General features: G+C 47.2%; 27 protein-coding genes. 14 read left to right on the top strand and 13 right to left on the bottom strand.

Going from position 1 to position 26,871, the window contains the following annotated elements; translation table 11 throughout:
* Positions 1 to 8: 8 nt before the first annotated feature.
* Entirely contained in the window at positions 9 to 542 is a 534-nt protein-coding gene (gene mog, locus IEY09_RS12835; protein ID WP_047540360.1) for a molybdopterin adenylyltransferase, read from the top strand.
* 169 nt (positions 543 to 711) lie between these two features.
* On the opposite strand, the gene IEY09_RS12830 is transcribed toward mog, so the two are convergent.
* From IEY09_RS12830 to IEY09_RS12815, 4 genes are all read right to left on the bottom strand, one after another.
* A complete protein-coding gene (locus IEY09_RS12830; RefSeq protein ID WP_037416192.1) occupies positions 712 to 972 on the bottom strand; it encodes a phage-shock protein in 261 nt (86 codons plus the stop codon).
* 56 nt (positions 973 to 1,028) lie between these two features.
* Positions 1,029 to 2,168: an ABC transporter permease gene (locus IEY09_RS12825; RefSeq protein WP_037427971.1), complete on the bottom strand. Its 1,140-nt coding sequence runs from the start codon at positions 2,166 to 2,168 to the stop codon at positions 1,029 to 1,031.
* A gap of 91 nt (positions 2,169 to 2,259) precedes the next feature.
* Positions 2,260 to 2,994 carry an ABC transporter ATP-binding protein gene (locus IEY09_RS12820; protein WP_037416198.1) on the bottom strand — a complete coding sequence of 245 codons (735 nt, stop codon included), beginning with the start codon at positions 2,992 to 2,994 and terminating at the stop codon, positions 2,260 to 2,262.
* 3 nt (positions 2,995 to 2,997) lie between these two features.
* On the bottom strand, positions 2,998 to 4,617 hold the full coding sequence (locus tag IEY09_RS12815; RefSeq protein WP_188871343.1) for an alpha/beta hydrolase: 1,620 nt from the start codon (positions 4,615 to 4,617) through the stop codon (positions 2,998 to 3,000).
* Between the two features lie 92 nt (positions 4,618 to 4,709).
* Here IEY09_RS12815 and IEY09_RS12810 point away from each other — a divergent pair, with 92 nt between their 5' ends.
* The 7 genes from IEY09_RS12810 to IEY09_RS12780 all read left to right on the top strand — a co-directional run bounded on the left by IEY09_RS12810 (position 4,710) and on the right by IEY09_RS12780 (position 13,028).
* Positions 4,710 to 5,075: a GntR family transcriptional regulator gene (locus IEY09_RS12810; RefSeq protein ID WP_188871341.1), complete on the top strand. Its 366-nt coding sequence runs from the start codon at positions 4,710 to 4,712 to the stop codon at positions 5,073 to 5,075.
* 46 nt (positions 5,076 to 5,121) lie between these two features.
* Positions 5,122 to 5,985, top strand: a complete 864-nt coding sequence (locus IEY09_RS12805) for an ABC transporter ATP-binding protein (protein ID WP_188871339.1) — start codon at positions 5,122 to 5,124, stop codon at positions 5,983 to 5,985.
* Positions 5,982 to 7,292 carry an ABC transporter permease gene (locus IEY09_RS12800; RefSeq protein WP_188871337.1) on the top strand — a complete coding sequence of 437 codons (1,311 nt, stop codon included), beginning with the start codon at positions 5,982 to 5,984 and terminating at the stop codon, positions 7,290 to 7,292. The genes IEY09_RS12805 and IEY09_RS12800 overlap by 4 nt, the downstream gene beginning before the upstream one ends.
* Before the next feature lie 128 nt (positions 7,293 to 7,420).
* Positions 7,421 to 9,214, top strand: coding sequence for an AMP-dependent synthetase/ligase (locus IEY09_RS12795; RefSeq protein WP_188871335.1), 1,794 nt, complete (start codon positions 7,421 to 7,423; stop codon positions 9,212 to 9,214).
* 140 nt (positions 9,215 to 9,354) lie between these two features.
* Positions 9,355 to 11,844: a toxin-antitoxin system YwqK family antitoxin gene (locus IEY09_RS12790; protein WP_188871333.1), complete on the top strand. Its 2,490-nt coding sequence runs from the start codon at positions 9,355 to 9,357 to the stop codon at positions 11,842 to 11,844.
* 107 nt (positions 11,845 to 11,951) lie between these two features.
* Entirely contained in the window at positions 11,952 to 12,362 is a 411-nt protein-coding gene (locus IEY09_RS12785) for an acyl-CoA thioesterase (RefSeq protein WP_188871331.1), read from the top strand.
* A 117-nt stretch (positions 12,363 to 12,479) separates the two neighbouring features.
* Positions 12,480 to 13,028 carry an HPP family protein gene (locus IEY09_RS12780; RefSeq protein WP_011715363.1) on the top strand — a complete coding sequence of 183 codons (549 nt, stop codon included), beginning with the start codon at positions 12,480 to 12,482 and terminating at the stop codon, positions 13,026 to 13,028.
* Between the two features lie 20 nt (positions 13,029 to 13,048).
* On the opposite strand, the gene IEY09_RS12775 is transcribed toward IEY09_RS12780, so the two are convergent.
* Complete coding sequence (locus tag IEY09_RS12775; protein ID WP_144376199.1) at positions 13,049 to 13,312, bottom strand: GNAT family N-acetyltransferase; 264 nt, start codon at positions 13,310 to 13,312, stop codon at positions 13,049 to 13,051.
* 59 nt (positions 13,313 to 13,371) lie between these two features.
* Positions 13,372 to 13,800, bottom strand: coding sequence for an acyl-CoA thioesterase (locus tag IEY09_RS12770; protein WP_037416226.1), 429 nt, complete (start codon positions 13,798 to 13,800; stop codon positions 13,372 to 13,374).
* Positions 13,801 to 13,949: 149 nt separating this feature from the next.
* On the opposite strand from IEY09_RS12770, the gene IEY09_RS12765 reads away from it, so the two are divergent.
* Entirely contained in the window at positions 13,950 to 14,345 is a 396-nt protein-coding gene (locus tag IEY09_RS12765) for a GFA family protein (protein WP_047536445.1), read from the top strand.
* A 61-nt stretch (positions 14,346 to 14,406) separates the two neighbouring features.
* Here the strand turns inward: IEY09_RS12765 and mtnC are convergent, their stop codons facing one another.
* The gene (gene mtnC, locus IEY09_RS12760) at positions 14,407 to 15,087 is read right to left on the bottom strand and encodes an acireductone synthase (RefSeq protein WP_169548464.1); all 681 of its coding nucleotides are present in this window, start codon (positions 15,085 to 15,087) and stop codon (positions 14,407 to 14,409) included.
* Positions 15,088 to 15,459: 372 nt separating this feature from the next.
* Here mtnC and IEY09_RS12755 point away from each other — a divergent pair, with 372 nt between their 5' ends.
* The 3 genes from IEY09_RS12755 (at position 15,460) to IEY09_RS12745 (ending at position 17,849) form a co-directional block, all read left to right on the top strand.
* Positions 15,460 to 15,882: a hypothetical protein gene (locus IEY09_RS12755; RefSeq protein ID WP_037416234.1), complete on the top strand. Its 423-nt coding sequence runs from the start codon at positions 15,460 to 15,462 to the stop codon at positions 15,880 to 15,882.
* Between the two features lie 93 nt (positions 15,883 to 15,975).
* Positions 15,976 to 16,989, top strand: a complete 1,014-nt coding sequence (locus IEY09_RS12750) for a DUF3137 domain-containing protein (RefSeq protein WP_188871329.1) — start codon at positions 15,976 to 15,978, stop codon at positions 16,987 to 16,989.
* A 128-nt stretch (positions 16,990 to 17,117) separates the two neighbouring features.
* Entirely contained in the window at positions 17,118 to 17,849 is a 732-nt protein-coding gene (locus IEY09_RS12745) for a hypothetical protein (RefSeq protein WP_188871327.1), read from the top strand.
* Positions 17,850 to 17,940: 91 nt separating this feature from the next.
* On the opposite strand, the gene IEY09_RS12740 is transcribed toward IEY09_RS12745, so the two are convergent.
* Both IEY09_RS12740 and IEY09_RS12735 read right to left on the bottom strand, forming a co-directional pair.
* Positions 17,941 to 19,836, bottom strand: coding sequence for a DUF885 domain-containing protein (locus tag IEY09_RS12740; protein ID WP_229777896.1), 1,896 nt, complete (start codon positions 19,834 to 19,836; stop codon positions 17,941 to 17,943).
* A gap of 207 nt (positions 19,837 to 20,043) precedes the next feature.
* Positions 20,044 to 20,637, bottom strand: a complete 594-nt coding sequence (locus tag IEY09_RS12735) for a hypothetical protein (protein ID WP_188871323.1) — start codon at positions 20,635 to 20,637, stop codon at positions 20,044 to 20,046.
* 261 nt (positions 20,638 to 20,898) lie between these two features.
* Between IEY09_RS12735 and IEY09_RS12730 the strand changes: the two genes are divergently transcribed.
* Positions 20,899 to 21,450, top strand: coding sequence for a protein tyrosine phosphatase family protein (locus tag IEY09_RS12730; protein WP_188871321.1), 552 nt, complete (start codon positions 20,899 to 20,901; stop codon positions 21,448 to 21,450).
* Positions 21,451 to 21,610: 160 nt separating this feature from the next.
* On the opposite strand, the gene IEY09_RS12725 is transcribed toward IEY09_RS12730, so the two are convergent.
* From IEY09_RS12725 to hutI, 4 genes are all read right to left on the bottom strand, one after another.
* Positions 21,611 to 22,207, bottom strand: coding sequence for a Crp/Fnr family transcriptional regulator (locus IEY09_RS12725; protein ID WP_047536454.1), 597 nt, complete (start codon positions 22,205 to 22,207; stop codon positions 21,611 to 21,613).
* A 156-nt stretch (positions 22,208 to 22,363) separates the two neighbouring features.
* Positions 22,364 to 23,074, bottom strand: coding sequence for a purine-nucleoside phosphorylase (gene deoD / locus IEY09_RS12720; RefSeq protein WP_047536455.1), 711 nt, complete (start codon positions 23,072 to 23,074; stop codon positions 22,364 to 22,366).
* A gap of 14 nt (positions 23,075 to 23,088) precedes the next feature.
* Complete coding sequence (locus tag IEY09_RS12715; protein WP_047540364.1) at positions 23,089 to 24,309, bottom strand: NupC/NupG family nucleoside CNT transporter; 1,221 nt, start codon at positions 24,307 to 24,309, stop codon at positions 23,089 to 23,091.
* A gap of 324 nt (positions 24,310 to 24,633) precedes the next feature.
* Complete coding sequence (gene hutI / locus IEY09_RS12710; protein WP_188871319.1) at positions 24,634 to 25,860, bottom strand: imidazolonepropionase; 1,227 nt, start codon at positions 25,858 to 25,860, stop codon at positions 24,634 to 24,636.
* Positions 25,861 to 26,073: 213 nt separating this feature from the next.
* Here hutI and hutC point away from each other — a divergent pair, with 213 nt between their 5' ends.
* Positions 26,074 to 26,781, top strand: coding sequence for a histidine utilization transcriptional repressor HutC (gene hutC / locus IEY09_RS12705; RefSeq protein WP_188871317.1), 708 nt, complete (start codon positions 26,074 to 26,076; stop codon positions 26,779 to 26,781).
* The last annotated feature ends 90 nt before the right edge of the window (positions 26,782 to 26,871 follow it).

Here is a 26,871-nt window from a genome sequence, read left to right as displayed (position 1 = left end):
GATTTCCTATGAGCAAAGCAAAAATCGGGATTGTAACGGTGAGCGATCGTGCCAGCGCGGGGATTTATGAGGATATCTCGGGCAAGGCGATTATCGACACCCTCAATGATTACCTCACCAGCGAGTGGGAGCCGATTTATCAAGTGATCCCCGACGAGCAGGATGTGATTGAAGCGACCCTGATCAAGATGGCCGATGAGCTGGATTGCTGCTTAATTGTGACCACGGGCGGTACTGGCCCAGCAAAACGCGATGTGACGCCCGAGGCGACCGAGGCCGTGTGCGATCGTATGATGCCGGGCTTTGGCGAGTTGATGCGCGCTGAGTCATTAAAGTTTGTGCCGACGGCGATTCTCTCGCGCCAAACCGCGGGCTTACGCGGTGATTCATTAATTGTGAACCTGCCGGGCAAGCCTAAATCAATCCGCGAATGTTTAGATGCGGTATTCCCAGCGATTCCTTACTGTATTGACCTGATGGAAGGGCCGTACCTCGAGTGTAACGAGGCCGTAATAAAGCCTTTTAGACCTAAGGCAAAATAACGCGCCGCACAGCAAGATGACATAAACCCAAGCCTAGCTTGGGTTTTTTATTAGCATTTGTTGTGGGCTGTTGTGGTCGCGCTAAGTCGCAACTACGCAGCTTGACTTAGCGCCTATAGACACAGCTTTAATACTCTGTAATACGAGTTTAACTGCGGTGCATTAACGACTATTTTAATGCCTCAATTTGCTGTGCCAGTGTGGTTTTAGCGGCGTTGTCCTCTGCGTCTGTCACTATGCGCTCCAGCACTTGTACTCGTTCAATCAGTACCTGATTTTGTAGACTCAGCTGGGTGAGTTTATCCTCAAGCTGTCGATCGTTTCCGCCACCCAGTTGGCGCATTTTTAGGTAATGCTTAAACATCTCCGTGGCGCTTACACCGATAATAAAGGTCACCATAATGACCATGATAATAAATTCTTTTTCCATGATTGGCTCCTTAATTCAATGTTAGGGCGCGGCGCGCCCTCTGTGGGTTGATAGTGTTACAAACCGAAGATCACTTTTTCGCTCTTTAACGATTTTTCCATGCCGAATGCCAGTATTACCGCAATGGCGAGTGTGCCCAAGGTCGATACCAGCAATTGCAGCATGTTCATATCTTTACCTTTAATAAAGTCCATCAGTGCCTGTTGTTGACCCGAAACGGGCAACCACTGCAGGACGTCTGGCGCGATGTTGTAGCTGGCGGCCATCGACAGTGCCAAGGGCACAAACAACACCATGGTTAGATAGGACTGGGCTTCCTTAAAGGTTTTGGCCATAAAGGACACAAACAATTGCAAACAGGCAGCCATCAGGGCTACTGGGATACCGACTAGCAGCATCAGCGCCATAAATTCGCTGGTAATGCTGACGCTAAAGCCGAGCTCCTGCCAAGGCACGAAGGTATAGGCGACTTTAGACACCAGTAAAATCAACACTAAGCCGAGCAGGGCAAACAGGCCGACAGCAATGATTTTAGAGAGCACTAATTGGCGCGTGGTTAGCGGATGGCTGAGTAACAATGCCAAAGAGTTACGTTCACGCTCACCGGCGCTGGTGTCGATGGCCAAGTTCATCCCCGAGATAAACACTGAGTAAATCATAGTGAAAATGGCGATGCCTAAGATCATCCCGCCCTTAGAGTCGGTGGTGGCTTGGTCGTGCACATTCACTTTCAGGGGCTGCACCACGCGAGGGTCGATACCGCGGGCGATTAAGCGCAGGCTGCCCATTTCGGCGCTGTAGGCCTGCAACTGTTTCTCTAAGCGGCGAATCGAGTTTTGCAGTTTTTCCTCTGAGTTATCGGCAACGATAGTGATTTCTGCGCCTTTGCCTTGGTTCATCTGCTTGGCATAGTCGGGGCTGATAATCAGCTCGATGGCTTTCAAATCCTTCGCGCCAGCTTCGCCTTGGGTAATGCCCTTGTTAGACAAAAATCGCACTAAATCCGGCGCTTTGTCGGGATTAGTGATGCTGATTTTAAGATCGTCCGGGCTGGTCAGCTGGCCGATAAGCACCATAAATAGGCCGCACATGATCAGCGGCGTACCGATGGCGTAGTAGAGTCCCGCCATCACAGAGCGTTTATCGCGGGCGGCGTCTATCAGTTCCTTGCGAACCATTGCGATGATTTTGTTCATGATTATTCCTTATCCCAAGTTTATCTGTTCGCCATTAGGTCGAAGCAGGTGTTATCGCAATTTGTATAAGCGTTGATGTAGCTGTGAGTCATCATGCGGCAATACCCTCATCGGTGCCGATCAGCTGGATAAAGGCATCTTCGAGTGAGGCCTTACCCGTTTGTGCGCAAAGCTGTTCTGGGCTGCCGATGGCCACCACTCGGCCCTGCGCCATCACGATCACTTGGTCGCACAGCGCCGCGACTTCCTGCATCACATGGCTGGAAAACAGCACGCAATGCCCTTGGTTTTTAAGGTCGATAAGAATATCGCGCAGCAAGCGAGTGCTCATTACATCTAGCCCACGGGTCGGTTCGTCGAGGATAATATTGCTCGGACTGTGGACTATGGCTTGGGCGAGGGCGGTTTTCATTCGTTGCCCTTGGGAGAAGCCTTTACAGCGGCGATCGCTAATATCTTCGAGGCGTAGTTTGGCGATAACCTTGCTGGTGGCCTCTTTGGCGTCGCTGGCGGATAAACCGCTGAGTTCGGCGAAGTAACGGATATATTCCCGCGGCGTGAGGCGCTCATACAGGCCAAATGGATCGGGGAATAAACCGAGTTGCTGCTTAGCACCAATCGGGTCGATGGCGACATCAATACCTTCGATTTCAGCCGTGCCAGTGTCGGGCTTTAACAGCCCGAAAATCGTGCGTAAACAGGTGGTTTTACCCGCGCCATTGGGGCCGAGCAGGCCGGTGATCTGGCCATTTTCGGCAACAAAACTCAAATCGTTTAGGGCCTGCACTTCGCCGATGCGCTTAGAAAGATGGGATACTTTGATCATGACTTACTCCTTGGCTCCAGTGCTGGGCTTATCCTTGGGCTTATCTTTGGCAGATTGGGTTGCATCTTCGGTCGCGAGTGGCTCAACCGAGCTGGCATTTAAATAGAAACTACGGCGCACATCCTTTTTCAAACATTCACCATCGAGATCTTTAACCGAACCAGTACGCACTAACTCGGCGATTAAGTTATTGGCACAGGACTGATAGGCCACGCCATGGGTGGCGTATGGCGCGACCAAGTGTTTAGCGTTGGTGAGTTTTTCCATCGCAAGTTCCGCCCAACTTGGTGGTGTGGCAGGGTCTATTTCGCCCGACAGCAACAGTGTGGGGATAGCACTCTTAATAGGCTCGCTAAAGCTGGCATCGACGGGCGGCACTTTCCACACAGAGCATGATGCCTCTAGGCCTTCGAGCATAGATTTGCCAACATAGGAGGTTTTTGCCTGTTCACGCATCGCTGGGGTGATGCGATGGATGTCTTCACCGCAAACTACGGAGGCGTGCATGCCCATTGCCATGCCTGCACCATCGGTAGTTAAGGCATACAATCCGAGTAGCGGTTGATAGTTACCTTTGGCGGCTTGATGAATCGCATGGGGCACTAAGGCGCGCACATTGGTTTGATATAACGCCATTCTGATCGCGCCATAAAACTTCGCGCGGGTGAGTGTGAGTAAGGTCTTTTCACCCGTGACCGGGTCGTGTACTTGCTCCATCACTGGCCCTTGGCTGAGTTTGGTTACCACTTGGTCAAACTCGGCCCTGAGCTCTGGAAACTCGTCATGGCAGGCCGCGGTTTCTTGGCAGTCTTTAAACAGTAAGTCAAAGCCGCGCTCAATTGCCGAGCCGATTTCTAATACGCTTTGCTGCATCGGCACTACGCCGTCTAAGGTAACTGTGGCTAAGTGCTCGGGATACAAACGCATATAGAGCTGCGCCATGCGTGTGCCGTAAGAAATGCCGTATAAGTGCAGCTTTTTGTAGCCTAAATGAGCGCGCACGGCCTCGAAGTCTTTGACGGCATTAATGCTGCCGTACTGGGTGACATCGCTACCCGTTAATTGATCTCGGCATTTTTGCGCCTCGGCTAAGCTATCAACATTGTCATCGTTGAGGGCGAGTAAGGATTGTTCACCTGCATCGCAATTCAATAGATTTGAGCGACCTGTACCGCGTTGATCAATCAGCAAAATATCCCGCTGCTGACGCACTTTATTCAGCATGCTATCAAAGCTTGCCGCATTATCGATGGCCGATTGACCTGGGCCGCCTGCTATCGCCAGTAAGGCTTCTTCATGATTGACGTTTTTTACCGCAGGCAAGACCACATAATGCACTTGGATCTGTTTGCCATCGGGCTTGTTGGGATTCTCTGGCACAGTCACAAAGCCGCAGTTTAAACGGTCCGAAACACCGTCCACATAACAGGTATTTGTGGGTGTTGTTGAAGGAGCTGATTTTTCACTTGCCCAAACCGTTGCGCTAGCCATGGCGAGCATAAGTGTGCTCAAGCCTATGATTTTGCGAGTTGAAATATGTTTATGCCAGCCTGTGTTTGAACGCTTAATCGCAACGCAAGCGCTGGTCTTATGGGACTTCCTGTGGATCATGCTATCTATCATGAGCGCTTTCCTTTTTGCATTTCAGGATGAGTGTGTTACTTTAAATACAGTGTATCGGTGTATCAATGTATTAATACAGTGTGTAAAGACTAATGTTAGAACTTTTAAATGTCAACCCCAGCAGTGGTGAGCCAATTTACAAGCAATTACACGAGCAAATCGTGCGCTTGATTGTGGGCGGCCAGTTGCAAGAGGAAGACGTATTACCCTCAGTGCGCCAAATTGCTGAATTTCTTGCGGTCAATCCGATGACGGTGTCCCGCGCTATTCAGCAATTGGTCGATCAAGGTTGGCTAGAGCGCCGCCGTGGTCAGGCGACTAGGGTCGCCGCGCGTACCGAGGCAATGGAGTCGGGCGTGAGTCTGCTCGAGCCGCAATTAGATGCCTTGCTGGCGCAGGCAAAGCAGCTGGGCGTGAGTCTGCCCGAGTTACTGCAATTGATTAATGAGCGTTGGTAGCCTGAGTCGAGCTAAGCGAAAACGAGAATAAAAAGGACGCAATTCGATGGACCAAGACTGTACCCCAATACTAGAGTTTTCCAACGTAAACAAAGTGTTTCGTGGCAAAGGTGCCAGCGAAAAACGTGCGCTCAAGGATCTGACCTTACGTTTATCGGCCGGTATGGTGGTCGGTCTATTGGGACAAAACGGTGCGGGTAAATCGACCCTAATGCGCTGCGCCTTGGGGATCCTCTCGCCGGATTCGGGCGAAATCCGCACCTTAGGCGAAACGCCGGAACAACTTTCTTCTGCCGCTAAGGAACGCTTAGGCTATGTTCCGCAGCAACCCTTTGGTTATGAAGGCTTTACCGTTGAGCGCGCCCTCGATTTACACCGCAGTTTTTATCCCCACTGGGACATGCAGTTAGAGCAGGATTGGCTCACCCGCTTCGAATTAGATGTCACTCAACAGGTACAGCGCCTGTCCGTTGGTCAGCGTCAATCCTTGGCCTTGATCATGGCGATGGCCTATCGTCCCGAGTTGCTGATCCTCGACGAACCCGTGGCCAGCCTCGACCCGATAGTCAGACGCAAGTTTATGGTCGATTTGTTCGACTTGGCCCTCGAATCCGGCTCGGCCGTGTTGTTTTCATCCCATATCACCTCAGATTTAGAACGGGTCGCGAGCCATGTCGCCCTGATTAAACAGGGCGAGTTAGTGCTGTTTAAGGAGATAGATGCCCTGCGGGAAGAGGTGCGTTTAGTCAAACTTGCGGAGGGCGCCGAGTTACCTGAGCAGGTGCGTATCCTCAGCCGCGATGGCGATTCTGTACTGGTGGATCGTGGTGCCGTTGATCTCAATCTTACCGGCGTGCAGCGAAGTGAAGCGCTTAATTTGGAGCAACTCTTTGTGGAGTTACACAAATGAGTTCAGCTAAACCGCTTGTGCAACCTACTGATAAGCCTGTAACACAGCATTCAATCAATCCCTTTAACGGCATGCTGCGCCTGTGGTTATTTGACGTGGGCAGTGTGAGTTTTTTGGGTACCGGATTATTTGGCTTAGCCCTGAGCGTTTTGGCGGGATGGGCTGGGCAGAAGCAGAGTTTTGATATTTTTGTCGGCATGGGGATTGTCTCTACCTCAGCTGCGGTCGCATGGCAGTTGATTCGCTTGATGGCGAGTGAATGCTCAATCTTAATCCCCCGTTATCGGCAGAATATTTTTATCCAGTGCGAGGTGATGCTCATTGGCGTGTTTAGCCTTGCGGTGCTCTTATGCGTATTGTTTGATTTTACCTCTAGCCTGTCGCTACTGGTGTTTGCCCAAGGGATAAGCTTAGGTTTTATTTTGCTGTGTCTGCGGCACACCCAATGGTTTTACTCCTCATTTTTACTGTTTATCTTAGTGCCGTTTTCTAGCGCTTTGGCTGAGCAAGTACCATTGTGGCTGAGCATCATAGTGCTGTTTGTGTTGGTAGTGCTGATTTGGCGCCGCTGCCTAGTATTACCTTGGCGGGTGGAAGCACGCAGTGTGTACCTCAACGGGTTAGAAATGGGCTGGTTTTGGTTGCCTAATCTGCAATCCATGCGGTTTTTGAGCCGTTTCGAGCGTTATTTGCATCCGGTTAACTTTTTTATCGGGCCGATGTTAACCGTATTGCTGTTGTTGCTGCCCGCGCTGACATTGGTGCTGGGGGTATTATCCCATCAGTTTAATTGGGATTTTCCGGTGTTACTGCTACTGGCGCAGTTTTGTGTGATCAGCTGTTCGCTGGTGCATTGGAGTCGGGTGCAACGAGCGCGTGCAACAGAGTTACTGTTGTTGATGCCGGGTTTTGATGGCAGAACCGGTTTGGTTAATGCTTTTGCCCGAGGGCAGCAACGATTGCTGTATCTCATCAGTGTCGGCATGTTGCTCTGTAGTGTGTTTATTACTTGGCTCAATGGCGGGATAAGTGCGCCATTGCTGGCGCATTTAGTGATGAGCACCTATTGGGCTTGTGCCTTGGTGTTAGGGCTAGGTTGCCTGTGCCGCCGAGTGTTACAGGTTAGCTTGACTATGCTGGTGGTGCTGGGGCATTCACTATGGGTGTCTATCAGTTTAGCGGCATTGCAGCATGATGGTCATCTATATTATTGGTTAATAGGCGATCTTTTACTGGTTGTGTTGGGGCAAATTGCCCTGTTTGGCGGCCATAAAAAGTTATGGCGGGGCGATATCGTTGGGCTGTAATCGGCCTTAAATGACGTGATTTGGGCGACATTTGCACAAGATTAGAGCAAAAACTCTTAGTTTTTAGCTTGCCTTCAGGTAGAATGCTGCAAAAGCGGAACACTTGTAAGCTAAAAGGTGAGTCACTCATGTCGCTCGAACAATATCACGTAATTCGACTATTACAGCAGCAAAGCCAGTCGTTAAAGGAGGCTATTGCGCTGGAAGGTTTTGAAATGGCAGCCCCTTGGCATCAAGTCAGTTGGCAGGCATTTGATGAGATCAGCCATAAAATTGCACAAGTGTTGATTCAACTCGGCGTACAAGTGCAAGACCGCTGTGTGATCCTGTCACAAAACTGCCCACAATGGACCTGTGCCGATATCGGCATTCTGAAAAGCCGTGCCATTGTCGTGCCTATTTACCCAACCAGTACCTTAGAGCAAGCCAGCTTTATCATTAATGATGCGGCGGCTAAGGTGATTTTTGTCGACGACGCTAAGCAATATGCGCTGGCCTGCGAGCTACAAAAACAGTGTCCGACCCTAGAGCATGTGATTGTGTTCGATGCCGCAGTTCAGTTGGCTCAGGATAAACCTCAACATAGGCATTTAGATAACGTGCTAGCGCAGGCATATGACCAAAGTGCCGAGCTGGAGCAACGTTTAAAAGACGCGAATCTTGATGATCTGTTAACCCTTATTTATACCTCCGGCACCACGGGTGATCCTAAAGGCGTCATGCTGGATTACCGCAATATGGCTTCGACTGTGCGTCAGCACGATCAGATTTTGCCTTTTAATGCTGGCGATGTGTCTTTAGCTTTCCTACCGCTAAGCCATGTGTTTGAACGTAGCTGGAGTTTCTACGTTTTATGCCGTGGTGGCCATAATGTGTATCTGCAAAATACCCAAAGAGTAAAAGAAGCGATAAGTGCTGTGCGTCCGCATACCTTGTGTGTGGTGCCGCGTTTCCTCGAGAAGGTTTACAGCGCAGTACAGGATAAGGTCGCGAAATCCGCAGAGGGTCGTAAAAAATTATTTGCTTGGGCGATGAGGGTTGGCGAGCGTCAGTTTGAAGTGAGCCAAGGCCGCGCTAAGGGCGGTTTGTGGTTATCCTTGCAATGGCGTTTGGCGAACAAATTGGTTTACAGCAAGTTGCAGGCTGTGCTCGGTGGACGCTTAAAGTTTATGCCCTGTGGCGGTGCTGCACTTGATTTAAATGTGGCGTCTTTTTTCCATGCTATTGGTATTCCTGTGCTTTGTGGCTATGGCATGACCGAAACAAACGCTACTGTGACCTGTAACACTTTGGATAACCGTGTCGCGGGGTCAAACGGTAAAGTCTTGCCCGAAATCGAAATTAAACTGGGTAAAGACGATGAAATCTTAGTCCGTGGCGATACCGTGATGCGCGGTTATTACAATCGCCCTGAAGATACTGCCGCCGCCTTTGAAGACGGCTGGTTAAAAACCGGTGATGCGGGACGACTCGATGCCCACGGCAATTTGTTTATTACCGATCGTATTAAAGAATTGATGAAGACCTCTAACGGTAAATATATTGCACCGCAAAGGGTTGAGGGTGCTGTTGGGTGTTGTCCTTTTATCGAACAAGTGGCGGTGATTGCCGATGCGCGTAACTATGTGACGGCGCTGATTGTGCCAGCCTTTGAATCCCTCGAAGCATGGGCAAAGGAAAAAGGCTTAAAGTATGAGTCGCCTATTGAGCTGCTGCGCCATAGCCATGTGGTTGAGCATTTCGAGCAGCGCCTCAAACAGCTCCAGCAGGAGTTGGCTAGTTTTGAGCAAATCAAAAAGTTTACCCTGCTGCCGGAAGCTTTTTCGATGGAGGCAGGATTAATCACGCCGACGCTTAAGTTGCGTCGCAAAATGATTTATCACAAGTACGCCCATGAAATTAATGCTATGTATAATAATTGATTGTTAAATATTTGATCTTAAAAGGCCGCTTAGCGGCCTTTTTTGTCTCAACTACTTCCTGACGCATAGTTCTTAGCTTAAAATTCGCCCCGTTTACTGGTGCGCACGAGGCGCAAGGTGTCGGTGTAAAGGATAGTTAAATGGAACTTTCGATTCGTCGTTTATGCGCCGCTGTCGGTGCGGTGTGGTTATCTTCTTTTGTGGTCATTCCTGCTGCGGTTGCGGCGGAATATGACAAAATGGTTCACGGTCCCGTGGATCTTCCCAATGGCCAATGGCTCAATTTTTATCAAAAAGATCAACAGGTATGGGGCGAAATGCTCTATGGCGATGCGCCCGGTGTGCGTATTGACGATTACGGCCGCGCTGAAATCGTGGCGGTGTTTTACCATGACTTTGACAAGGGCGGTACTAAGGAAGTTATCGTCATGCTCAAGGATGCCGATGGTCAGCATCTACGGGGTTATGGCTTTGAGGGTGAAGAGCTAACTAAATTGCCACGCTTGCAAGCCGTGCTCGATGAAGTTGTACCAACCATTAGCACCTTTACCGTGGGTGGGGTTCGCAAGGTGTTAAGCCAGCTGCCACCACAGCAGTATCGTATGACCTATGAGGCGGAAGGGGTAAAAGATCCTGATATTAAAGCGATTTTGGATGGTACCTCTAAGCTCAAACCAACACTAATTGGTTATCGCAATTCTGAAGGCACAGCGGCGGATGTAAAAACCGCAGTGGAATACAAGCTGCGCTATCCCGTGACTCGCACCGATAAGGATGCCGAGGGGCGTGAACGAAAATACAGTCTAGTCGCCACGTTTGATCGCAGTGCCTACGTCGAAGAAGATGGCAGTTTTATGTTAGTCGCCATTGGTTATGAGGCCGACGATGTCGATTGGCTTAAAAATGGCAGCGAAAAAATCCCGCGAACAGGGCCTTTTTACGAATTCATGAGCATGGGCAGTACTTGGGCTGGTGTTGCCAGTGAAGCCAATTATGTTCAAGGCGAACTTGATGGTCACTTTGCCGCCTACGATGCCCGCAATGGCAGTGTGATGTATGCGGGTGACTATAAGCTGGGTAAGCAAGTGGGTAAATGGATAGAAGCCGACAGCCGTGAAACCTATTGGGAGGGCGAGTACCTCGACGGCCAAAAGCAGGGTAAATGGGTATTGCAGTCCATGATGGATGACGCCGATAACTACGGCTTTATTCACTACAACAAGGGCGTGCCCGATGGCCCGAGTGAAATCTATACCCCAGATTACGATTCCGGCACCGAAGGCGCGAAGAAATTATCCGAAAAGGGCATTTATCTCAATGGCGTAAAAGACGGTGAGTGGCTTGAGTCCGATGGTAGCAAAGGCCAATACCAAAAGGGTGTGAAGCAAGGCGCTTGGGTAGAAAAGGTCACCCAAGGGGATTATCGCTTTCAAAGCGGTGAAGGCAGCTACCTCGATGGTAAACGTTCAGGCCTCTGGGTATATATTCGAACCCCAGATGCTAACGATGCATTTACCACTAGGCAATCGGTGACTTACCTCTACAAGACCGAAGTCAACTATGAGAACGGCCTACGCCAAGGTGAGGCTAAGTTATTCAATAAAGATAATTTTATGTTTGCCCTTAAACATTATGATAAGGGCAGACTCCACGGTGAGAGTCTATGGTATTCAGCCCCGAATACTGTCAGCAATGTAGCTAACTATCGTCAAGGCGAGTTAGATGGCCCACAAATGTGGCTCGAACCTAACGGCGATCTGAATGAGTTGAGTCAGTATAAGTTCAATGACGCCGTAAAACTTAAACCCTCGCAGGATGAATGCATGATGCGAAAAGAGCCTTATGCAGGCGATTGTGAGGGTGTAATAAACACAAACAATGCCGAGACTAGCTCGATTAAAGATGGTGATCAGCGAGTGTATCGCGGCGGCCGACTATCCGAATTAAGCTATTACACCAATGGGTCAGTCGATAAAGAATATCGATTCGATTCTAACGGCCGCTTAATGTCTTTGCAGACTTATAAAGCGGGTAAGGAATATGGCCCAAGCATTCGCTATTCCACCGACGGCGGCTATTCGCTCGTGCAATATGGTCATCTTATCAATAACCGTCTCTCTGGCCCCCATTACACTTTCTATCCTAACGGCCAGCTAAAGAGTTTGTGGAACTATTGCCAGCAAGAAGGCGAAACCTGGAACGGTGAACCTTATTTCTGGGATAACGCCATTGCACGCTGCGGTATCCAGCGGGAATATTTTGATAATGGTGCCGTGAGTTGTATCGAGGATCTCGACAGCAATTATGCCGTGGATAAAGTCTGTTATGACCAGAATGGCAAGTTAGCCAGCGAAATGCTGCGGATTGATGAGCAACATGTGGTGCACAAGCGCTATATCAACGGAGTGATCTATCAAGAGGAACCTGGATTCTCGGATTTTTCCCATGTGACTAAGGGGCGCAAAATCTATCACCTAGAAAACCCAAAAAGCCATGGTGTGTTTAAGTCCTACGACAGCAGTGGCAAGCTCAAATACGAAAAAATTTATGATATGGGTAAAGCTGGCTGTATGAAAAAGTACGATGCTAACGGCAAGCAAACCCCAGATACCGCGAGCTGCCAGTTCTAGCATCGCGCTTCTTATTTCTGTTAGGCTTGGTAGGGATAAACGGGGTAAGCGCCTCGTTTATCCCATTCACAGCATAAAAGTATAAGAACAACAAAAGGGAAGTTTGCATGTCAGTCACCGAATACAGCCTCGAAATCCAGCCAAGATTTACCGAAACCGATGGCCTAGGCCATATTAACAACACAGTGATCCCCGTGTGGTGCGAAGCCGCGCGCACGCCAATCTTCGAGATTTTTAATCCCGAGTTGGATTTGCATCAGTGGAACCTCATAGTGGCAGGCTTTACCGTGGCCTTTATCGCGCCGACTTATTACGGCAAAAGTGTGACGGTGAAAACCTATGTCAGCCGTATCGGTAATAGCAGTTTCGAATTGACTCAAACCTGTTGGCAAGCTGGCAGTAAAACTGCGGAAGTGAAAACCACCTTAGTCCACTACGACTACAGTTGTGAAAAGAGTCGCCCTATCCCCGAAGATATTCGTGAAATCTTAGCCAGCCTCAATGGTGAAGCGGCTTAAATTCGCGTTCACTTTCACCGCACAATTGCAATTGCGCGGTGAAAACGTTAACGTGGCGGCCGCAAATGTGATGCGGATCACTTATCCGCGCCTTTATTCCTTCCGGCCGGATTTAGCATGAGATTTTACTTCACCCGAATGCGTTCTAAGGACATCTGTCCGCCACGACAACCCCTGAAAAAGATCGTTTGGTCATGGGTAGGCGCCTTTTGCGGCATTTACTTAGTCGCCAGTCTCGCCAGTTATATGAGTGATAATCTGCTCGGCACTATGTTTGTGATTGGCTCATTTGGGGCGTCGGCGGTATTAGTGTATGGCGCGCCACTGGCAGAGTTTTCTCAGCCACGTAACTTGATTGGCGGCAGTGTGTTATCGGCACTGATTGGTGTGGCTGTGTACCAAGTGTTTGCCGATTATATGGTGCTCGCGAGTGCTCTAGCCGTATCACTAGCCATCGCATTGATGTATTTAACTCGCACGCTGCACCCACCGGGCGGTGCAACGGCATTAATTGCTGTGATAGGCGGTGAGAACGTGCATCAACTCGGGTTTCTCTATGCGTTGATGCCAGTATTCCTCGGCTCACTACTGTTATTGCTGGTGGCGCTGGTCGTGAATAATCTCTCCACCGATCCCAAACGCCACTATCCAGTCTATTGGATTTAGCGTACCTGTTGCGAAGCCAGTTATTTCAAAAACTTCTGCACATACCAACAGCTGGCTGCTATCTCGTAATCTTGGGCTTTGGCCCATTTCAAACCGTGGCGAACTAAACGTTCGGCAAGACCTTTGCCACGCAGCTCGTCGGGCACAAAGGTACGGTTAAAGTCGATGTGCTGGCCATTGAGTCGGTATTCCAGCACGGCTTCATGCCCGTCAACGGGGATCACAAAGCGTTGTTTATCCTGTTGATGCTCAACAACGACTTCTATTGGCGCTTTTTCTGACATACAGCCTCCCTCTGATATGGCCTAAAGTGTTATGGCAATGTTGCCATAGACTCGGTAGCTTAAGCTTGCTCGTGTTGTTTAAGAATGGCGAGTAATTCCGTGGGAAGCTCGGCTTTTTGACCAGTTTTAAAGTTAAACATCACAGCGACCGAAGAACCTAGGGTCGTAATGGCCTGTTGCTGCTTACTAAATGCTTGATAATGCATGGTGAATCTATCACTTTGAATATCGCTGATACTCACGCTGACCAATAGCGTATCGGGGAAGGTCACTGGACGTTTATAGCGGGCCTGATTTTCGCTAATCACTGGGCCAACACCGGATTTATACAGGGCATCGAGTGGAAAAAGGCGGTTGAAAAAGTCGATACGTGCGGTTTCAAAATAGCGGAAATAGACCACGTTGTTGACGTGTTGCAGCGCATCCATTTCGCCCCATGCCACGGGGATTTCGGTCACTATAGGGTGCTGTGCGAGAAACTTTTCCATTGGACTTAGGGTTGGACTTTCCATTGCATTACTCATAGTCAAAAGCTCTAGTTAAAACGCTCGTTTAAGGCTGCCAGACTAGCAGTATAAAGTGCGAGCGACAAGCCTTAGGCAATAGTGACAACATTAAGTGAAGCAAGGAGTTGGCGATGATAAAACAGATTGGGGATACGGTTATTCAGGCAACACATTTTGCGTCTTGCCATTGTGGCGCTGTGGTGTTGGAGTTATCGCTGCCCAATGGCATTGAAAAGCCAAGGCGTTGTGATTGCTCAATCTGTCGGCGCAAGGGCGCTATCGTCGGTTCAGTGCCGCTGGCGGGATTGAAGATTATCAAAGGCGAGGCAGTATTAAAGTGCTACGAATTTAATACCAAAACGGCCAAACATTACTTCTGCTCTGTGTGCGGCATTTATACCCATCATCAAAGGCGCTCTAATCCCAATGAATATGGCTATAACCTTGGTTGCCTCGAAGGCGTGAATCCCTATGAATTAGGCGATGTGCCCGTTTGCGATGGGGTGAATCACCCTGCGGATAGGTAGATGTGATTGCCAGAAAAACAAAAAGCGACCCTAGGGTCGCTTTTGATGTGCAGTGCCGATGTTACTCGATCACTAGCTCATCGAAACTGCTGATAGTGCGAAAATCGCCCGTGCGCTGCTTGCTGTCGCGTACCATTTGGCAGGTCATCATGCCTGCAGCGTCGGCGGCTTTTAATTCTTCAATCACATCAGACACAAATAGCACTTGCTTAGGGCTTAAGCTGATGGTGTTGAGAATATTGCAGTAAGCTTGTTTATCTAATTTGTTACCTGTACGGGTATCAAAATGACCGTTAAACATCTCGGTTAAATCACCGCCATCGCTGTGGCTGAATAACAGTTTTTGGGCATCGACAGAGCCCGATGAGAAACTGTAAATACGCAGATTTTGTGCGCTAAAACGTTTAACAGCTTCGATAAAGTCAGGGAAGATATGGCCCTTAAACTCATCATGGGCATAACCTTGCTTCCAAATTAACCCCTGTAGGGTTTTGAGCGGGGTCGCTTTGCGGTCTTCACGAACCCACTGCTGTAAAATTTCAGTCACGCGCGCTAAGTCAGCCTCTGGCTCTAGGGCGATATCTCGGGTGTCGCAGATACAGTTTTCCACCAAAACATTGTGTTGGTTCTGCGCTAAAAAGTCTGGCAAGGCTTTGACAGAATAGGGGAATAGCACATCTTGGATAAAGGTTAGGTCTGTCGTGGTGCCTGCTGTGTCTACGACTATGGCTCTGATACCCATAATGTTTTGATACTCCACAATATGTTGGCTAAAAAATGCAACCCTGATCCTAAGCGTTATTGGGGTAATTGGCTAGTGGATTTCACCTTTAAGCCAAGGGAGAATGTGCGCCATATCACTAACTCATTTGGCTGAAAATCAATTAAATGAGTAATTTTAGAGGCTTATCTAGTGGATATAGGTGAAATACTGGATCTAGTGTGAGGAATTATGCTGTTTATAATCCAGCAGTTTGTTGTCGACATAAGACTATGGTCTTAATAGCTAAGGGAAATTTTGGCTGTTATTGTTGCTTTACTCTCTTTCGACTGAATTTGTGCGCCTTTACGATTTAAAGATTGGATTGAGCGCGTAGCAATGATGAGGCTGTTTATGAAATATTTACCCGCATTAGGCTTAGGTATTCTGTTGGCGGTATTGAGCTTTACGAGTTTTGCACTGGTTGCCAGTGCTGGCTATATGCATGCCTTGCTCGGGAGCGTCGATAATCTTAGCCCCACTAGTCCGGTTTATCTGGGGTTAGCTGCCCATGATGCGGGCTTATTATTGCTGCTCTCTGGGCTGATGCTATTTAGCTATCAGCGGCTTTTCCCTCGATTACCATTCGATTGGTACACTGCGGTGGCAATGCAAATGCCACTGGGTTTATTGGTACTGTGGGCGGATGGGGTTTCCTTTAATCTCACGGATTTTTACGGTGTAGCTAGAGCTTTAACTCTCTTTAGCGCCGCCTTTGGTGTGCTGATTATTTTTGGCTTACTGCAACGCCGTGGCCGCAGGCTTGCTCAGGCTTAATCGGTCATTTGTAGGCCTTAAACTGGCCTTGCAGGAATAAAATTCGTAAAATCATTGGCCTAAATGGATTTGAGTCGTCAAGAGTAGGAGCCAATGAGTTCGATTGAATTTGATATTCCCGAAGAGCACCGCATTCCCTTTCTGAAGTATTACAAACAAAAAATCGCCCCTAAATGTGCACCGTTTGAAGCAAAACGTGAAGGCGTAAACCAAAGGCGGCGTGAAAATGCCAAGTTCACCACCCCAATCTACTACATCTGCATCACGGTGATTTTAGGGGCATTTGCTGGGCTGCTCGGGGTGCAGTTTATGCTGGTGCCTATGGATTATTTTGTGCCTTTGATGATTGGCGTGTTTCTGCCCGTTCCCGTGATAGCGTTAGTAGTCATTGCCTCGGGTAAGGAAAGCGATGAACTCTATAATGCTGCCTTTGAAAAACTCTATCCCATTAGCCTTAAGTATTTTGGCGATGACTTTGCGCTAACGAGGGCGCCTAAGGTCGATTTCTCTCTCTTCCTTGAGCTGGGACTGCTGCCTAAAACCGATAAGCAGTATGCGCAAAATTGCCTTAAGGGAACCTATAACAAGGTGCCGTTCCAGTTTTACGAGGTCGATGCTTACAACACTAAAGCGAACGATAATGGCTCGGTTGAGCGGGAAACCATCTTCAATGGTGTGCTGCTGGTGTGCAATATTCCTAAGCGATTCAACAGTACTACCTTGTTAGTCACGGATAAGGGCAGTTTAAAAAATCGAATTGAGGGGTTTAAGACAAAGCTGTCGCGGGTCAAGCTTGAGGATGTGCGTTTTGAGCGTTGTTTTGAGGTGTATAGCAGCGACCAAGTCGAGGCGCGCTACTTACTCAATCCCTTGATGATGGAGAATCTCTTAGTCCTTAGTCGCGAATTAAATGCCGAAGTTGAAGCCTGTTTCTATCAAAAACAATTACTGATAAAGATCCCGACTAAACACCATTTCTTTATCAATCAACTCGATTTAGATCGCCCCATCGATTTTAAGCTCAATATCGAGCGGATGTTCACCGAGCTAGGTTATACCTTCTCGATCATCGATACTTTAAGGCTCGATAAACATTCTGGGTTATAGCGACAGTCGCCTCAATTGCAGCCACATTAAGTGGCTGCTTTATGCTACAGCTTAAAACATGACTTTTGGCACTTATGGGTGACTCCCCGTGTTAGTTACTATCAAGCTTCAAACTTTGATGGAGCAAGATGATGAACACGATTTTCACCCTGTCGCAATTTTTACATATCACCGCGGGCGCACTGGCATTAGTGTTATTTTGGATGCCTGCCATGCTGAAAAAGGGCAGCGCGAACCATAGTCGTTTTGGCCGTTATTATGTCTATGCCATGTACACAGTGGCGGCGACGGGCGTGGCGATGGCAACGACGGGCCTCATTGATCCGCTCGCGGTGATTAAACAGCCTGCGGCCAACGCCGATGCTTTAGCAGCGCAGATAGCGGAACGTAAAAATGCTTGGATATTTCTCATCTATATCAGCTTGTTAACTCTAGTGACCGTTAGGCATGGCGTGTTGGTTCTGCGTTATAAGGCGCAGCGTCAGCAATTAAAATCGCCGCTGCATTTGTCGTTAATGCTGAGCTTAACGCTATTTGGCCCCGTGATGGCGCTATGGGGATACCAAGAAAAGCTGATCCTCGCGATGATTTTCGGCCTGTTAGGCACTACGGTGGGGGCGGGATTCCTGCGCTATAGCGTTAAGGCGACTTTGACCAAATTAGAATGGTGGATAGAGCATTTAGGCGCGATGATTGGCTCGGGTATCGCCTGCTACACCGCCTTTTTTGCCTTTGGCGGCAGCCGTTTGTTTATCGACCATGGCAATGTTCGTCTGCTGTCGTGGATACTGCCAGGTGTTGTCGGTTTTGTGGTGATCCGCTATTTAAGCGGCAAGTATCAACGTCGTTTTGCGGATTAACCTGAAACGTAAAAGCATAGGGAGCCGTAAAAAGAACAGGGGCCGCCTAAGCTGCCCCTATATTGAGATGATTTGAGCGGTTTTACCCGAATTAAACCTTAGTCTCGGCGGCGGCATTGGCTGCCTTAGCGGATTCGAGCCACTGATCCATCTTTTGCTCCAATAAATCTAAGGGCAAGGCGCCATTTTCGAGCAATTTGTCGTGGAAGACTTTGATATCCAACTTATCGCCCAAGGCTTGCTTTGCCTTAGCTCGCAGTTCGATAATTTTCAGCTCACCCAGCTTGTAACCTAAGGCTTGCCCAGGCCAAACCACATAGCGCTCGATTTCGGACATAGCTTCTGAGCGGTGTATTCCCTCAGTCGCCACTGCATAATCAATGGCTTGCTCGCGGCTCCAATCCTTGGCATGCATCCCAGTGTCGACCACTAAGCGCACCGCGCGGTGTAGCTCAGACTGCAAGCGGCCAAGGTCGTTAATCGGATTATCCTTATACATGCCCATCTCGGCGGCTAACCGCTCGGCATACAGCGCCCAGCCTTCTCCCGCGGCATTAGAGTAAAAAATGGTACTCAGCAGCGGCAAGGTATCCGACAGACCGATGAGAGTCTGTAAGTGATGGCCGGGATTGGTCTCGTGATAGGTTAAGGTTTGCAGCGAATAGGAGGGCAGCGCCGCCATATCGTATAGGCTTATCCAGAAAGTGCCCTTACGCAAACCATCTTGAGAAGGCGCATCGTAAAATGCACCGCTGGTTGCGGCGGCACGACTATCGGGCACGGCTTCAACTGCAACTTCTTGATTCGGTAACTGCCCAAACCACAGTGGTAATTTGGCATTCACTTTCGCCAGATAGCCGTGAATGTCCGACATTAACTGCTGTTTGCCCTCGGTGGTATTAGGGTAGATATATTTAGGATCCTTGAGCAATCGCTGCATGCGCTCGCCAACTGTACCTTTGCGGTAACCCACTTGTTTGAGTAACACATCCATCTCGGCGGTAATGCGGGCAACTTCGTCTAATCCCAGTTGGTGGATCTCATCTGAGGTCTTATCCGAATTGGCGAGGTGCTTAATCATCGCCTTGTAGAGTTTCGCGCCCTGAGGTTGGTGCCCAAGTCCTGCTAAATGGGTAGCCTTGATGCGCACAGCTTGCAGTGCGGAAATCAACTGACGCGTCGCAGGGTAATATTTAGTCTCCACCAGTTCGGCGGCAGAGTTCGCCAACGCCTCACTGTCTGGTACTTGGGCGGCGGTTAGTTTGGCTTTAAAACTGCTAACTAAGGGATGTTCATTAGCATGGTGGACTAACTGTTGCTGTAAGCCAGCTATGGTCTTATCGATAATAAAATCGGGTGGGATTACCCCCATCTGCACATCTTGATCCAGCTTATCGATAACTGTACCCATGGCGGCAGGGTACATGCTTAAACGGTTGAGATAGGCCTTAGCTTGCTCTGGGGTGCTGACTGCAAACTTATCTTCCATATAGCTCGGAAACTCAACATGCAGCCCGGATAAGTGATTGACGACATAAGGTAAAAACCAAACACCGTATTCGCCAAGCATAGTGCCATAGGCCACGGTTTCGGCTGGCAACAGGGCGCCGGCGATTTCGGATTTTATTGACCCTAAACTCACTTGCTCCGAGGCGGTAAGCTGGCTGGCATCGATAGCATTGAGTTCGGTTAATATGGCCTTAAGTGCTTTACGGCGATGATTTTCACCCGACGGGCTGTAATCGGTCAGCTTAGAGAGTACATCCTTGCCTGCCTCATCCTCGGCCACGCCATAATAGGTGGCGATTTCGGGTCTAAGGGCAAAATAACGCTGGGTGATTGGCGCGAGTTGCTGCTTCAGGCTCAATACTGGGACGGCCTTTTCGGCCTTGGCCTGCTCCGCTGTTTGATTGGTCTGTGTTGGGTTTGGATCGCTACAACCCGTTGCTAACATGGCCAGAATTAAAGCATTTACTATTCTTTTCATCAGGTTACTCATACAAAAAACATTGTGGCAAATCCGTTGTTGGACTTGTGCCGCAAGCGTTAAACCGTGATTAGTGTGATCAAGCTCAAATTTGAACGGTTATCCTAACAGTTTATTGCACTCAAACTGCATAAATTTTGTTACTAGTTTTATTGATAATGTGGAGTGAAAAGCGAAGTGGGGGACTAAGGAAATCCTTATCGATCATTATAATGGGCAGCCATTTTCAAATAGGTAGCTTTCAAGTGGATTCCCATCCACATAAATCAGCAAAGCACCTAATTCATGTCTAACTGAAAAAGCATTATTCATCAACGTATCTGGGGCTGATAGGCAATACCATTGGGGCATATCTCGCTGAGGTTGCTGCCATTCAGTGGTTAATTTTTGCGATTGAGCGATTAATTGCTGTCTTTGCGTTGCATCTGGGAAAAGTTGCTCGAAGGTATAGGACTGTATTTGCTGTCCTTGAGGATTAAAAATGCCAATATCTGGGCCAGTTTCTTCCGCAACATATTTACCTACAGTAATCACAAACCCGTTGTCGTTTACTGCAAATTTGGCTGGAGCAAAGCGATAAGGCAGTGGATAGCGCTCGGAAAGCACATATCCAGACAGTTCATTCCAGATAAAAATACTCATCTGTGCTGACTGAGGTTTGTCTAAGGGAAATGAGCCTGAGTGGAGTCGCGCAATCACTCCTCCATCAGGACTAACCATCACAATCGACTTAGGTACAGGCCATGAACTGGCTAAGCTTTGGCTGGAAAACATTAGTAGCAGCAAACTTATCCTTAACATGACAACTCCATTTCGCGCCTTTAAGCTTGTTTGCACTAACTTACAGGATTCTCCTCTGTAAATTCAATGACATCCCTAAAACTAGTTTAGTCGTACCAATGTCTCTATTGAAAATCCCCTTAGTTAAGGTGCCCTAATATTAAAAATGAGCGCTTGCTCAAAGGTTTTTACATCCAGAGTGATTTTACTGAACTTAGCGGATAAGGGATTATCAGAGGATTAAGTAAGTCGTTGATGTTTATGTTGACTAAGGAGTTGTTGATGAGAAAAACCGCACTTTCGAGCCTTGTTTTTGCACTGCTTATAGGGTCTCCACTGGCGAATGCCACAAATATCACGACTGAATTTAAATCGGTTGAAAATATAAAAGATGTGAGAGCATTACAGCTGCAAGCGCCACAGTTATTAAGTTCTGGCTTGCCGAGTGAGCAACAGTTTACGCAGCTTAAACAGGCAGGTGTGGATGTAGTGATCAACCTTATGCCGGACAGTAGCAAAGATGCCCATCCCGATGAAAGAAAACTCGTGACTCAGGCCGGAATGGACTATGTGTATATTCCCGTGGATTGGCAAAACCCTAAAGTAGAAGATGTTGAAGCCTTCTTTACAGTAATGGATCAGCATAAGGAGAAAAATGTGTTAGTTCATTGCCTTGCTAATTATCGCGCCTCAGCGTTTGCCTATTTATATCAGTTAAAGCAAGGCCAAAAGCCTGAGATAGAAAAGACTATGGCGCCATGGAATGGAGAGTTATTAAACTATCCTAAATGGCAGGCATTGTTAGCTGATGTAAGTCAAAAATACGGTTTCTAATGTTTCACGTGAGTATGAATCCGCCCGCGCGATTGCTTAGTTATACGCTTGATGCGCGGATGGTATTTTGCGTTAAATCGCCATTATTACCACTTATATACCAAGTGTTTAAAGGCATTGTTTTTTAACAATATACGTTTTTGTAGAGTAAAAGTAAGCGCTACAAGTTAATTATTTTATAAAATGGCTTTAATTTTACGATTTTCCCTTCTTGGATGAGTTCGTTAATTATTCTACGGTATGAGCGTGTCGTTATTCCGAGTCGTTTTGCGCCAAGAGTTGATGAAAGCTTAAATTGTTCTTCGCTTGCTAAATTTTTAGCTTCTAATATTTGGTTGATAATACTCACTTTTGTTGATTGTGTCAGATTGCTGATAAGTTCGTGCATATTTCGATTATATCTTTTTGTAATTAATGACGTAATATACATGAACATATTTGAATCTTTTTCTACAATTTTTATAAAATTAGCTTTAGATATTCGATACATTACGCCGGATTTATTTGCTTTTATGCTAAATAAAGCACTGTTGTTTTCTTGGAAAAACTCCATTTCACCTAGAAATCCGCAGTAATTATCTTCAACTTTAAGAATGAATTCATTACCACTCGAGTTTATATAAGAAACGGTTAGGTTGGCATTTTCACAGAATATGAGTTCAGAAACATGCTTAGATTGTCTTAGCAAGTAGGAGTTCTTATGGTATTTAATCTCTGCAATACCAATAGCTTTAACAATAGTAGCGATATCATCCATAAGTATTTGTTACATATTCAAAACATGTTATTTGTATACAAGTATACTATCGCAGTATTGAATAGCAATCACTACCCTGGAGTATGAATTTGGTGAAAGTGGTTAAAACGCATTAAGTTAAGATTTATTCAATACGCTTTAACCATATTAAATAGATTAAATTTTAATGGCCGTTTCTAATGCGACTTTGACCATTTCATGGAGATCGGTTCTGCGTTCGTCAGCCGTTAAATGTTCATGCTGGGTAATATGGTCTGTAACGGTACAAAGAGCGAGTGCGCGGCATTGATGCTCTGCAGCAAGCGCATAAAGAGCGTTTACTTCCATTTCTACACCTAGTACGCCGTATTTTGCCATCAGGGTATAGTCATTTTCATTTGGTCGATAAAATAGATCAGATGAAAATACGTTGCCTACCTTATAGTTAACAGTTGTCGTTTTTAACACTTCAACACACGCCTGTAACAGGTCAAAGTTTGCGATGGCTGCCAGATCGTGGTCTAAAAAGCGAATACGATTTATTTTGGAGTCTGTAGAGGCTCCCATGGCAACAATTAAATCTTTCAGCTGAATATTATCCGATATAGCTCCACAACTACCTACTCGAATAAAGTTTTTAACACCGTAGGTTGTCATCAGTTCATGAAAATAAATCGAGGCTGAAGGTGCACCCATGCCATGACCCATAATTGAAATATCTTTAGATTTATATTTTCCAGTAAAACCTAATATTCCACGGACATTAGTGACTTCCTTTACATCCTCTAAATAAGTTTCTGCAATAAGTTTTGCTCTGAGTGGGTCACCAGACATAATAATTGTTTTTGCAAAGTCACCAGGATTCGCATTGATATGTGGAGTCGACATGTTTCACCTCTAAATTACATTAATGACACTAAGGCGCCTGCAATAGTACCTGACATTAAATTGGCCAAGATTGCGGCTAAAAGTACTCTTGGGCCAATTTGAGTGATAAGTTCTCGTTTATCTGGGCACATGGCAGCGATACCACCAACGACCATAGCAAGTGAGCCAATATTGGCAAATCCACATAGGCTAAAGACAACAATGGCCTGTGTTTTATCTGAAAGAGTATTAGATACTTCTAAGAAACTGATATAAGCAACAAATTCATTAATGGCAATTTTTTGGCCAATAATTGAAGCTGCAGGTATTGCTTCAGACCAAGGGACTCCCATGAGGAATGCTAATGGAGATAGCAAATAGCCAATAATCATTTCTAATGTAAGCTTATCGATACTAAATAAATTACCGATACTACCAATGATGCCATTTAATAATGCAATAATGGCTACAAATGATACTAATAATGCCGTTACAGTAATAACTTGGTTCATGCCCATTAAAGAGCCATCAGTAATGGCTGCTAATAATCCTTTGGGCTGATCAGCATCTTCGATTTTATTGTCATTATTAACTATATTTTGTTCAGTTTGTGGGCAGAGTAGCTTTGCAAATAATAGACCTGCTGGTGCGGTCATAAAACAAGCTGTAAGAATATATTTAGGATCAATGCCTAGGTTGATATATCCCACCATAGTGCCACCCGCGACACTGGCTAATCCACCTGTCATAACAGCAAATAACTCTGAGCGAGTCATGTTTTTGACTAAGGGTCGAACCATCGATGGGGCTTCAATTGGTCCGACAAAAATATTTGCTGTGGCAGAAAGAGATTCAGCTTTACTGGTACCTAATATCTTAGAGAGTCCGCCACCAATAATATTAATGATAAATTGCATGACTTTTAGGTAGTAGAGTACTGAGATTAAGGCAGAGATAAATATCACTACGCAAAGTACGTTGATAACGAAAACAAAGCCTAATTTATAGTTAGCTAGATCGCCAAAAACAAAGGTTAAACCAGAATTTGAAAAGGCAATTACACTGTTGACGCCACTGCTCATGGCTTCAATGATGGTGACTCCTGCTGGTACAAACATAACAAATGCACCGAGTAAAATTTGAAGTGTTAATGCTCCTGCAATGGTTTTAAATTTTATTTGGCGTTTATTTTCGGAGAATAGATACCCAATAAAGACTAGAACAGCAATACCGATACAACTCATGATTGTTGACATAGGTTCATCCATCATCATCTGGTAATAGATCATTTTATAGAGATGAATCATTCAAGATTTTTTCGTTAAAAAAACGGACATTTTTCCTATTTGAGGATAAAAATGTGGTTATTTGCAGAAAATCACATGAAATGTTTAATTTTTAATTTATTTCAATGTGTTAGATGATATGTGCTGGCAGTGTAACCTAATGCATCTAAATCAAGATTATGCTGTTGGAATTTAGGTATTTAGGCGATGTATCTAGTGCAGGAGATCTTGTCACTATTGTCAGAAGGTCTATTTAACTGAGTGAGTGCAGTTAAATAGACCAAAGCTTTGAAATTATTGATGGATTAGCTTACCGTTTTTTACTACATCCTTGCAGGGATTGACGCCGTAGCTGTAGGCCAACTGCGCTGGGGTGGCGATATCCCACAGACAGAAATCCGCCTGTTTACCAACCACTAAGCTGCCGACATTCTCTTCAATCCCTAGTGCCTTGGCGGCATTCAATGTTAAACCCGCAAGCGCTTCCTCTGGGGTTAAGCGGAATAGGGTGCAACCCATGTTCAGCATCAGCAGGGTCGAGCAGATGGGCGATGAGCCGGGGTTAAAGTCGCTGGCGAGCACCATAGGCACACCGTATTGACGCAATAAGTCGATTGGCGGTTTTTGGGTTTCCCGCAAAAAGTAAAACGCGCCCGGTAACAGCACGGCGCAGGTGCCACTTTCACTTAGGGCTTTAACGCCGGCCTCATCTAAATATTCAATATGATCGACCGACTTAGCCCCTAAACGTGCGGCTAATTCAGAGCCGCCCATATTGGATAATTGCTCGGCGTGCAGTTTAACTTGCAGGCCAGCCGCTTTGGCGGCGCTCAGTACGCGCTCGGTTTGCTTTAGGTTAAAGGCGATATTCTCACAGAACACATCCACCGCATCGGCAAGATTCTCGGCAATCACCGCAGGCAGCATCTTATTGATAATTAGGTCGACATAGCCGTCACTATTGTCTTTAAACTCGGGTGGCACCGCATGGGCACCGAGGAAGGTGGTCTTCACATCCACATGGTGATGTTTACCGAGTTCGCGGGCCACGCGCAGGATTTTTAGTTCAGTTTCGGTATCTAGACCATAGCCAGATTTAATCTCAACCGTAGTCACCCCTTCTTTGGCTAGCGCGTTTAAACGCTGGCGCCCGAGGTCAAATAGCTCGGCTTCGTCGGCCTCACGGCAGGCGTTAACAGTGGAAATAATGCCGCCGCCAGCACGGGCGATGTCCTCGTAGGTAGCGCCCTTTAGGCGTAGCTCAAATTCGTTGGCACGATTACCGGCAAACACTAAATGTGTGTGGGCATCAATCAGCCCCGGAGTGATCCAACCGCCCTTGCCCCTGTAAACAGGAATGGACAATACATCGAAGGCGGGCAGCTCGCTGCGTGGGCCTAACCAGGCAATTTTACCGTCTTTTACTGCGATAGCCGCATTGGTAATTGCGCCGTAAGGTGCTGATATGGAAGGGTCCATTGTTGCTACGTTAACGTCTATCCAAACCTGATCCCAAGACATTGTTATCCCTCGCTGCGTTGGCTTTTGGGCCCCGCAAACTCTTTATTATCGAAAGTTATGTGAGCTAGCTTGTATTTACTTGTATATACAAGCTAGGATTGTAGCCGCAATTTTGAACGTTTGAAAGTGTGCCCGCGTCTAGCACCTAGATTCTAGATTCTAGATTCTAGATTCTAGATTCTAGATTCTAGATTTTTATACCGAGGAAGTGTTTTGGCTACGCCTAAGTTTGCAGAAATTAAGCAATATATCATTGGCTGTATCGAGTCTGGTGAGTGGGAAGAAAATGCCCGCGTACCCTCGGAAAACCAGCTAGCCGAACTGTTTGTCTGTAGCCGGATGACGGCGCGTCGCGCCTTGACCGAGCTGACGGACAACGGCGTTCTTGAGCGCTCACAGGGGCTGGGCACCTTTGTTGCGGGGCGAAAGTCGCAATCCTCCATGTTGGCGATCCGCAACATTGCCGACGAAATCAAAGACCGTGGTCATGGTTACAGTGTGCAGCAGTTGGCTCTTGAGCAAGTAAACGCTACCGCGCCTATCGCCATCGCACTGGCGCTCGAAGTGGACAGTCCGGTATTTCATTCAATATTAGTGCATTGCGAGCAGGGGTTACCGCTACAAGTCGAGGAGCGTTATGTGAACCCCGCTTTTGCCCCCGATTACCTAGTGCAGGATTTTAGCTTGCAAACACCCCATGAATATCTGTCGCAGGTGGCGCCGCTGACCGAGGCGCATCATACGATTGAGGCGATTATTGCCAGTAGTGAGTTGCAACAGAGGTTAGCCATTCCGGCGACCGAACCCTGTTTACAGATTTTACGCCGCACTTGGTCACGCCAAGGGGTGGTGAGTTTTGCCAAATTAGTACACCCGGGTAGCCGCTTTAAGCTCGGCGGACACCTGACATTCAATAAATAACGTACGCAAACAGAGGTGAATGCTTATGGCATTCATCCGATGTTTAGCGACAAAAACACAATAAAAACAATAGCACTTAGCCGTAAGGCG

The sequence above is a fragment of the Shewanella xiamenensis genome (assembly GCF_014647135.1).
In the GTDB taxonomy this organism is placed as follows: Bacteria; Pseudomonadota; Gammaproteobacteria; order Enterobacterales; family Shewanellaceae; genus Shewanella; species Shewanella xiamenensis.
Note: the sequence above shows the minus strand (reverse complement) of the source record. Positions and strands in the feature narration are given on the sequence as shown.

Coding starts and splice junctions, on each gene's coding strand:
- IEY09_RS12750 (WP_188871329.1), top strand. CDS start 15,976: ATGAGTTCGATTGAATTTGATATTCCCGAAGAGCACCGCATTCCCTTT.
- IEY09_RS12740 (WP_229777896.1), bottom strand. CDS start 19,836: ATGAAAAGAATAGTAAATGCTTTAATTCTGGCCATGTTAGCAACGGGT.
- IEY09_RS12785 (WP_188871331.1), top strand. CDS start 11,952: ATGTCAGTCACCGAATACAGCCTCGAAATCCAGCCAAGATTTACCGAA.
- IEY09_RS12755 (WP_037416234.1), top strand. CDS start 15,460: ATGAAATATTTACCCGCATTAGGCTTAGGTATTCTGTTGGCGGTATTG.
- deoD (WP_047536455.1), bottom strand. CDS start 23,074: ATGTCGACTCCACATATCAATGCGAATCCTGGTGACTTTGCAAAAACA.
- IEY09_RS12745 (WP_188871327.1), top strand. CDS start 17,118: ATGATGAACACGATTTTCACCCTGTCGCAATTTTTACATATCACCGCG.
- IEY09_RS12780 (WP_011715363.1), top strand. CDS start 12,480: ATGAGATTTTACTTCACCCGAATGCGTTCTAAGGACATCTGTCCGCCA.
- IEY09_RS12820 (WP_037416198.1), bottom strand. CDS start 2,994: ATGATCAAAGTATCCCATCTTTCTAAGCGCATCGGCGAAGTGCAGGCC.
- IEY09_RS12830 (WP_037416192.1), bottom strand. CDS start 972: ATGGAAAAAGAATTTATTATCATGGTCATTATGGTGACCTTTATTATC.
- IEY09_RS12800 (WP_188871337.1), top strand. CDS start 5,982: ATGAGTTCAGCTAAACCGCTTGTGCAACCTACTGATAAGCCTGTAACA.
- IEY09_RS12810 (WP_188871341.1), top strand. CDS start 4,710: ATGTTAGAACTTTTAAATGTCAACCCCAGCAGTGGTGAGCCAATTTAC.
- hutI (WP_188871319.1), bottom strand. CDS start 25,860: ATGTCTTGGGATCAGGTTTGGATAGACGTTAACGTAGCAACAATGGAC.
- IEY09_RS12790 (WP_188871333.1), top strand. CDS start 9,355: ATGGAACTTTCGATTCGTCGTTTATGCGCCGCTGTCGGTGCGGTGTGG.
- mtnC (WP_169548464.1), bottom strand. CDS start 15,087: ATGGGTATCAGAGCCATAGTCGTAGACACAGCAGGCACCACGACAGAC.
- IEY09_RS12825 (WP_037427971.1), bottom strand. CDS start 2,168: ATGAACAAAATCATCGCAATGGTTCGCAAGGAACTGATAGACGCCGCC.
- mog (WP_047540360.1), top strand. CDS start 9: ATGAGCAAAGCAAAAATCGGGATTGTAACGGTGAGCGATCGTGCCAGC.
- IEY09_RS12730 (WP_188871321.1), top strand. CDS start 20,899: ATGAGAAAAACCGCACTTTCGAGCCTTGTTTTTGCACTGCTTATAGGG.
- IEY09_RS12715 (WP_047540364.1), bottom strand. CDS start 24,309: ATGTCAACAATCATGAGTTGTATCGGTATTGCTGTTCTAGTCTTTATT.
- IEY09_RS12735 (WP_188871323.1), bottom strand. CDS start 20,637: ATGTTAAGGATAAGTTTGCTGCTACTAATGTTTTCCAGCCAAAGCTTA.
- IEY09_RS12775 (WP_144376199.1), bottom strand. CDS start 13,312: ATGTCAGAAAAAGCGCCAATAGAAGTCGTTGTTGAGCATCAACAGGAT.
- IEY09_RS12805 (WP_188871339.1), top strand. CDS start 5,122: ATGGACCAAGACTGTACCCCAATACTAGAGTTTTCCAACGTAAACAAA.
- IEY09_RS12725 (WP_047536454.1), bottom strand. CDS start 22,207: ATGGATGATATCGCTACTATTGTTAAAGCTATTGGTATTGCAGAGATT.
- IEY09_RS12815 (WP_188871343.1), bottom strand. CDS start 4,617: ATGATAGATAGCATGATCCACAGGAAGTCCCATAAGACCAGCGCTTGC.
- IEY09_RS12770 (WP_037416226.1), bottom strand. CDS start 13,800: ATGGAAAAGTTTCTCGCACAGCACCCTATAGTGACCGAAATCCCCGTG.
- IEY09_RS12795 (WP_188871335.1), top strand. CDS start 7,421: ATGTCGCTCGAACAATATCACGTAATTCGACTATTACAGCAGCAAAGC.
- IEY09_RS12765 (WP_047536445.1), top strand. CDS start 13,950: ATGATAAAACAGATTGGGGATACGGTTATTCAGGCAACACATTTTGCG.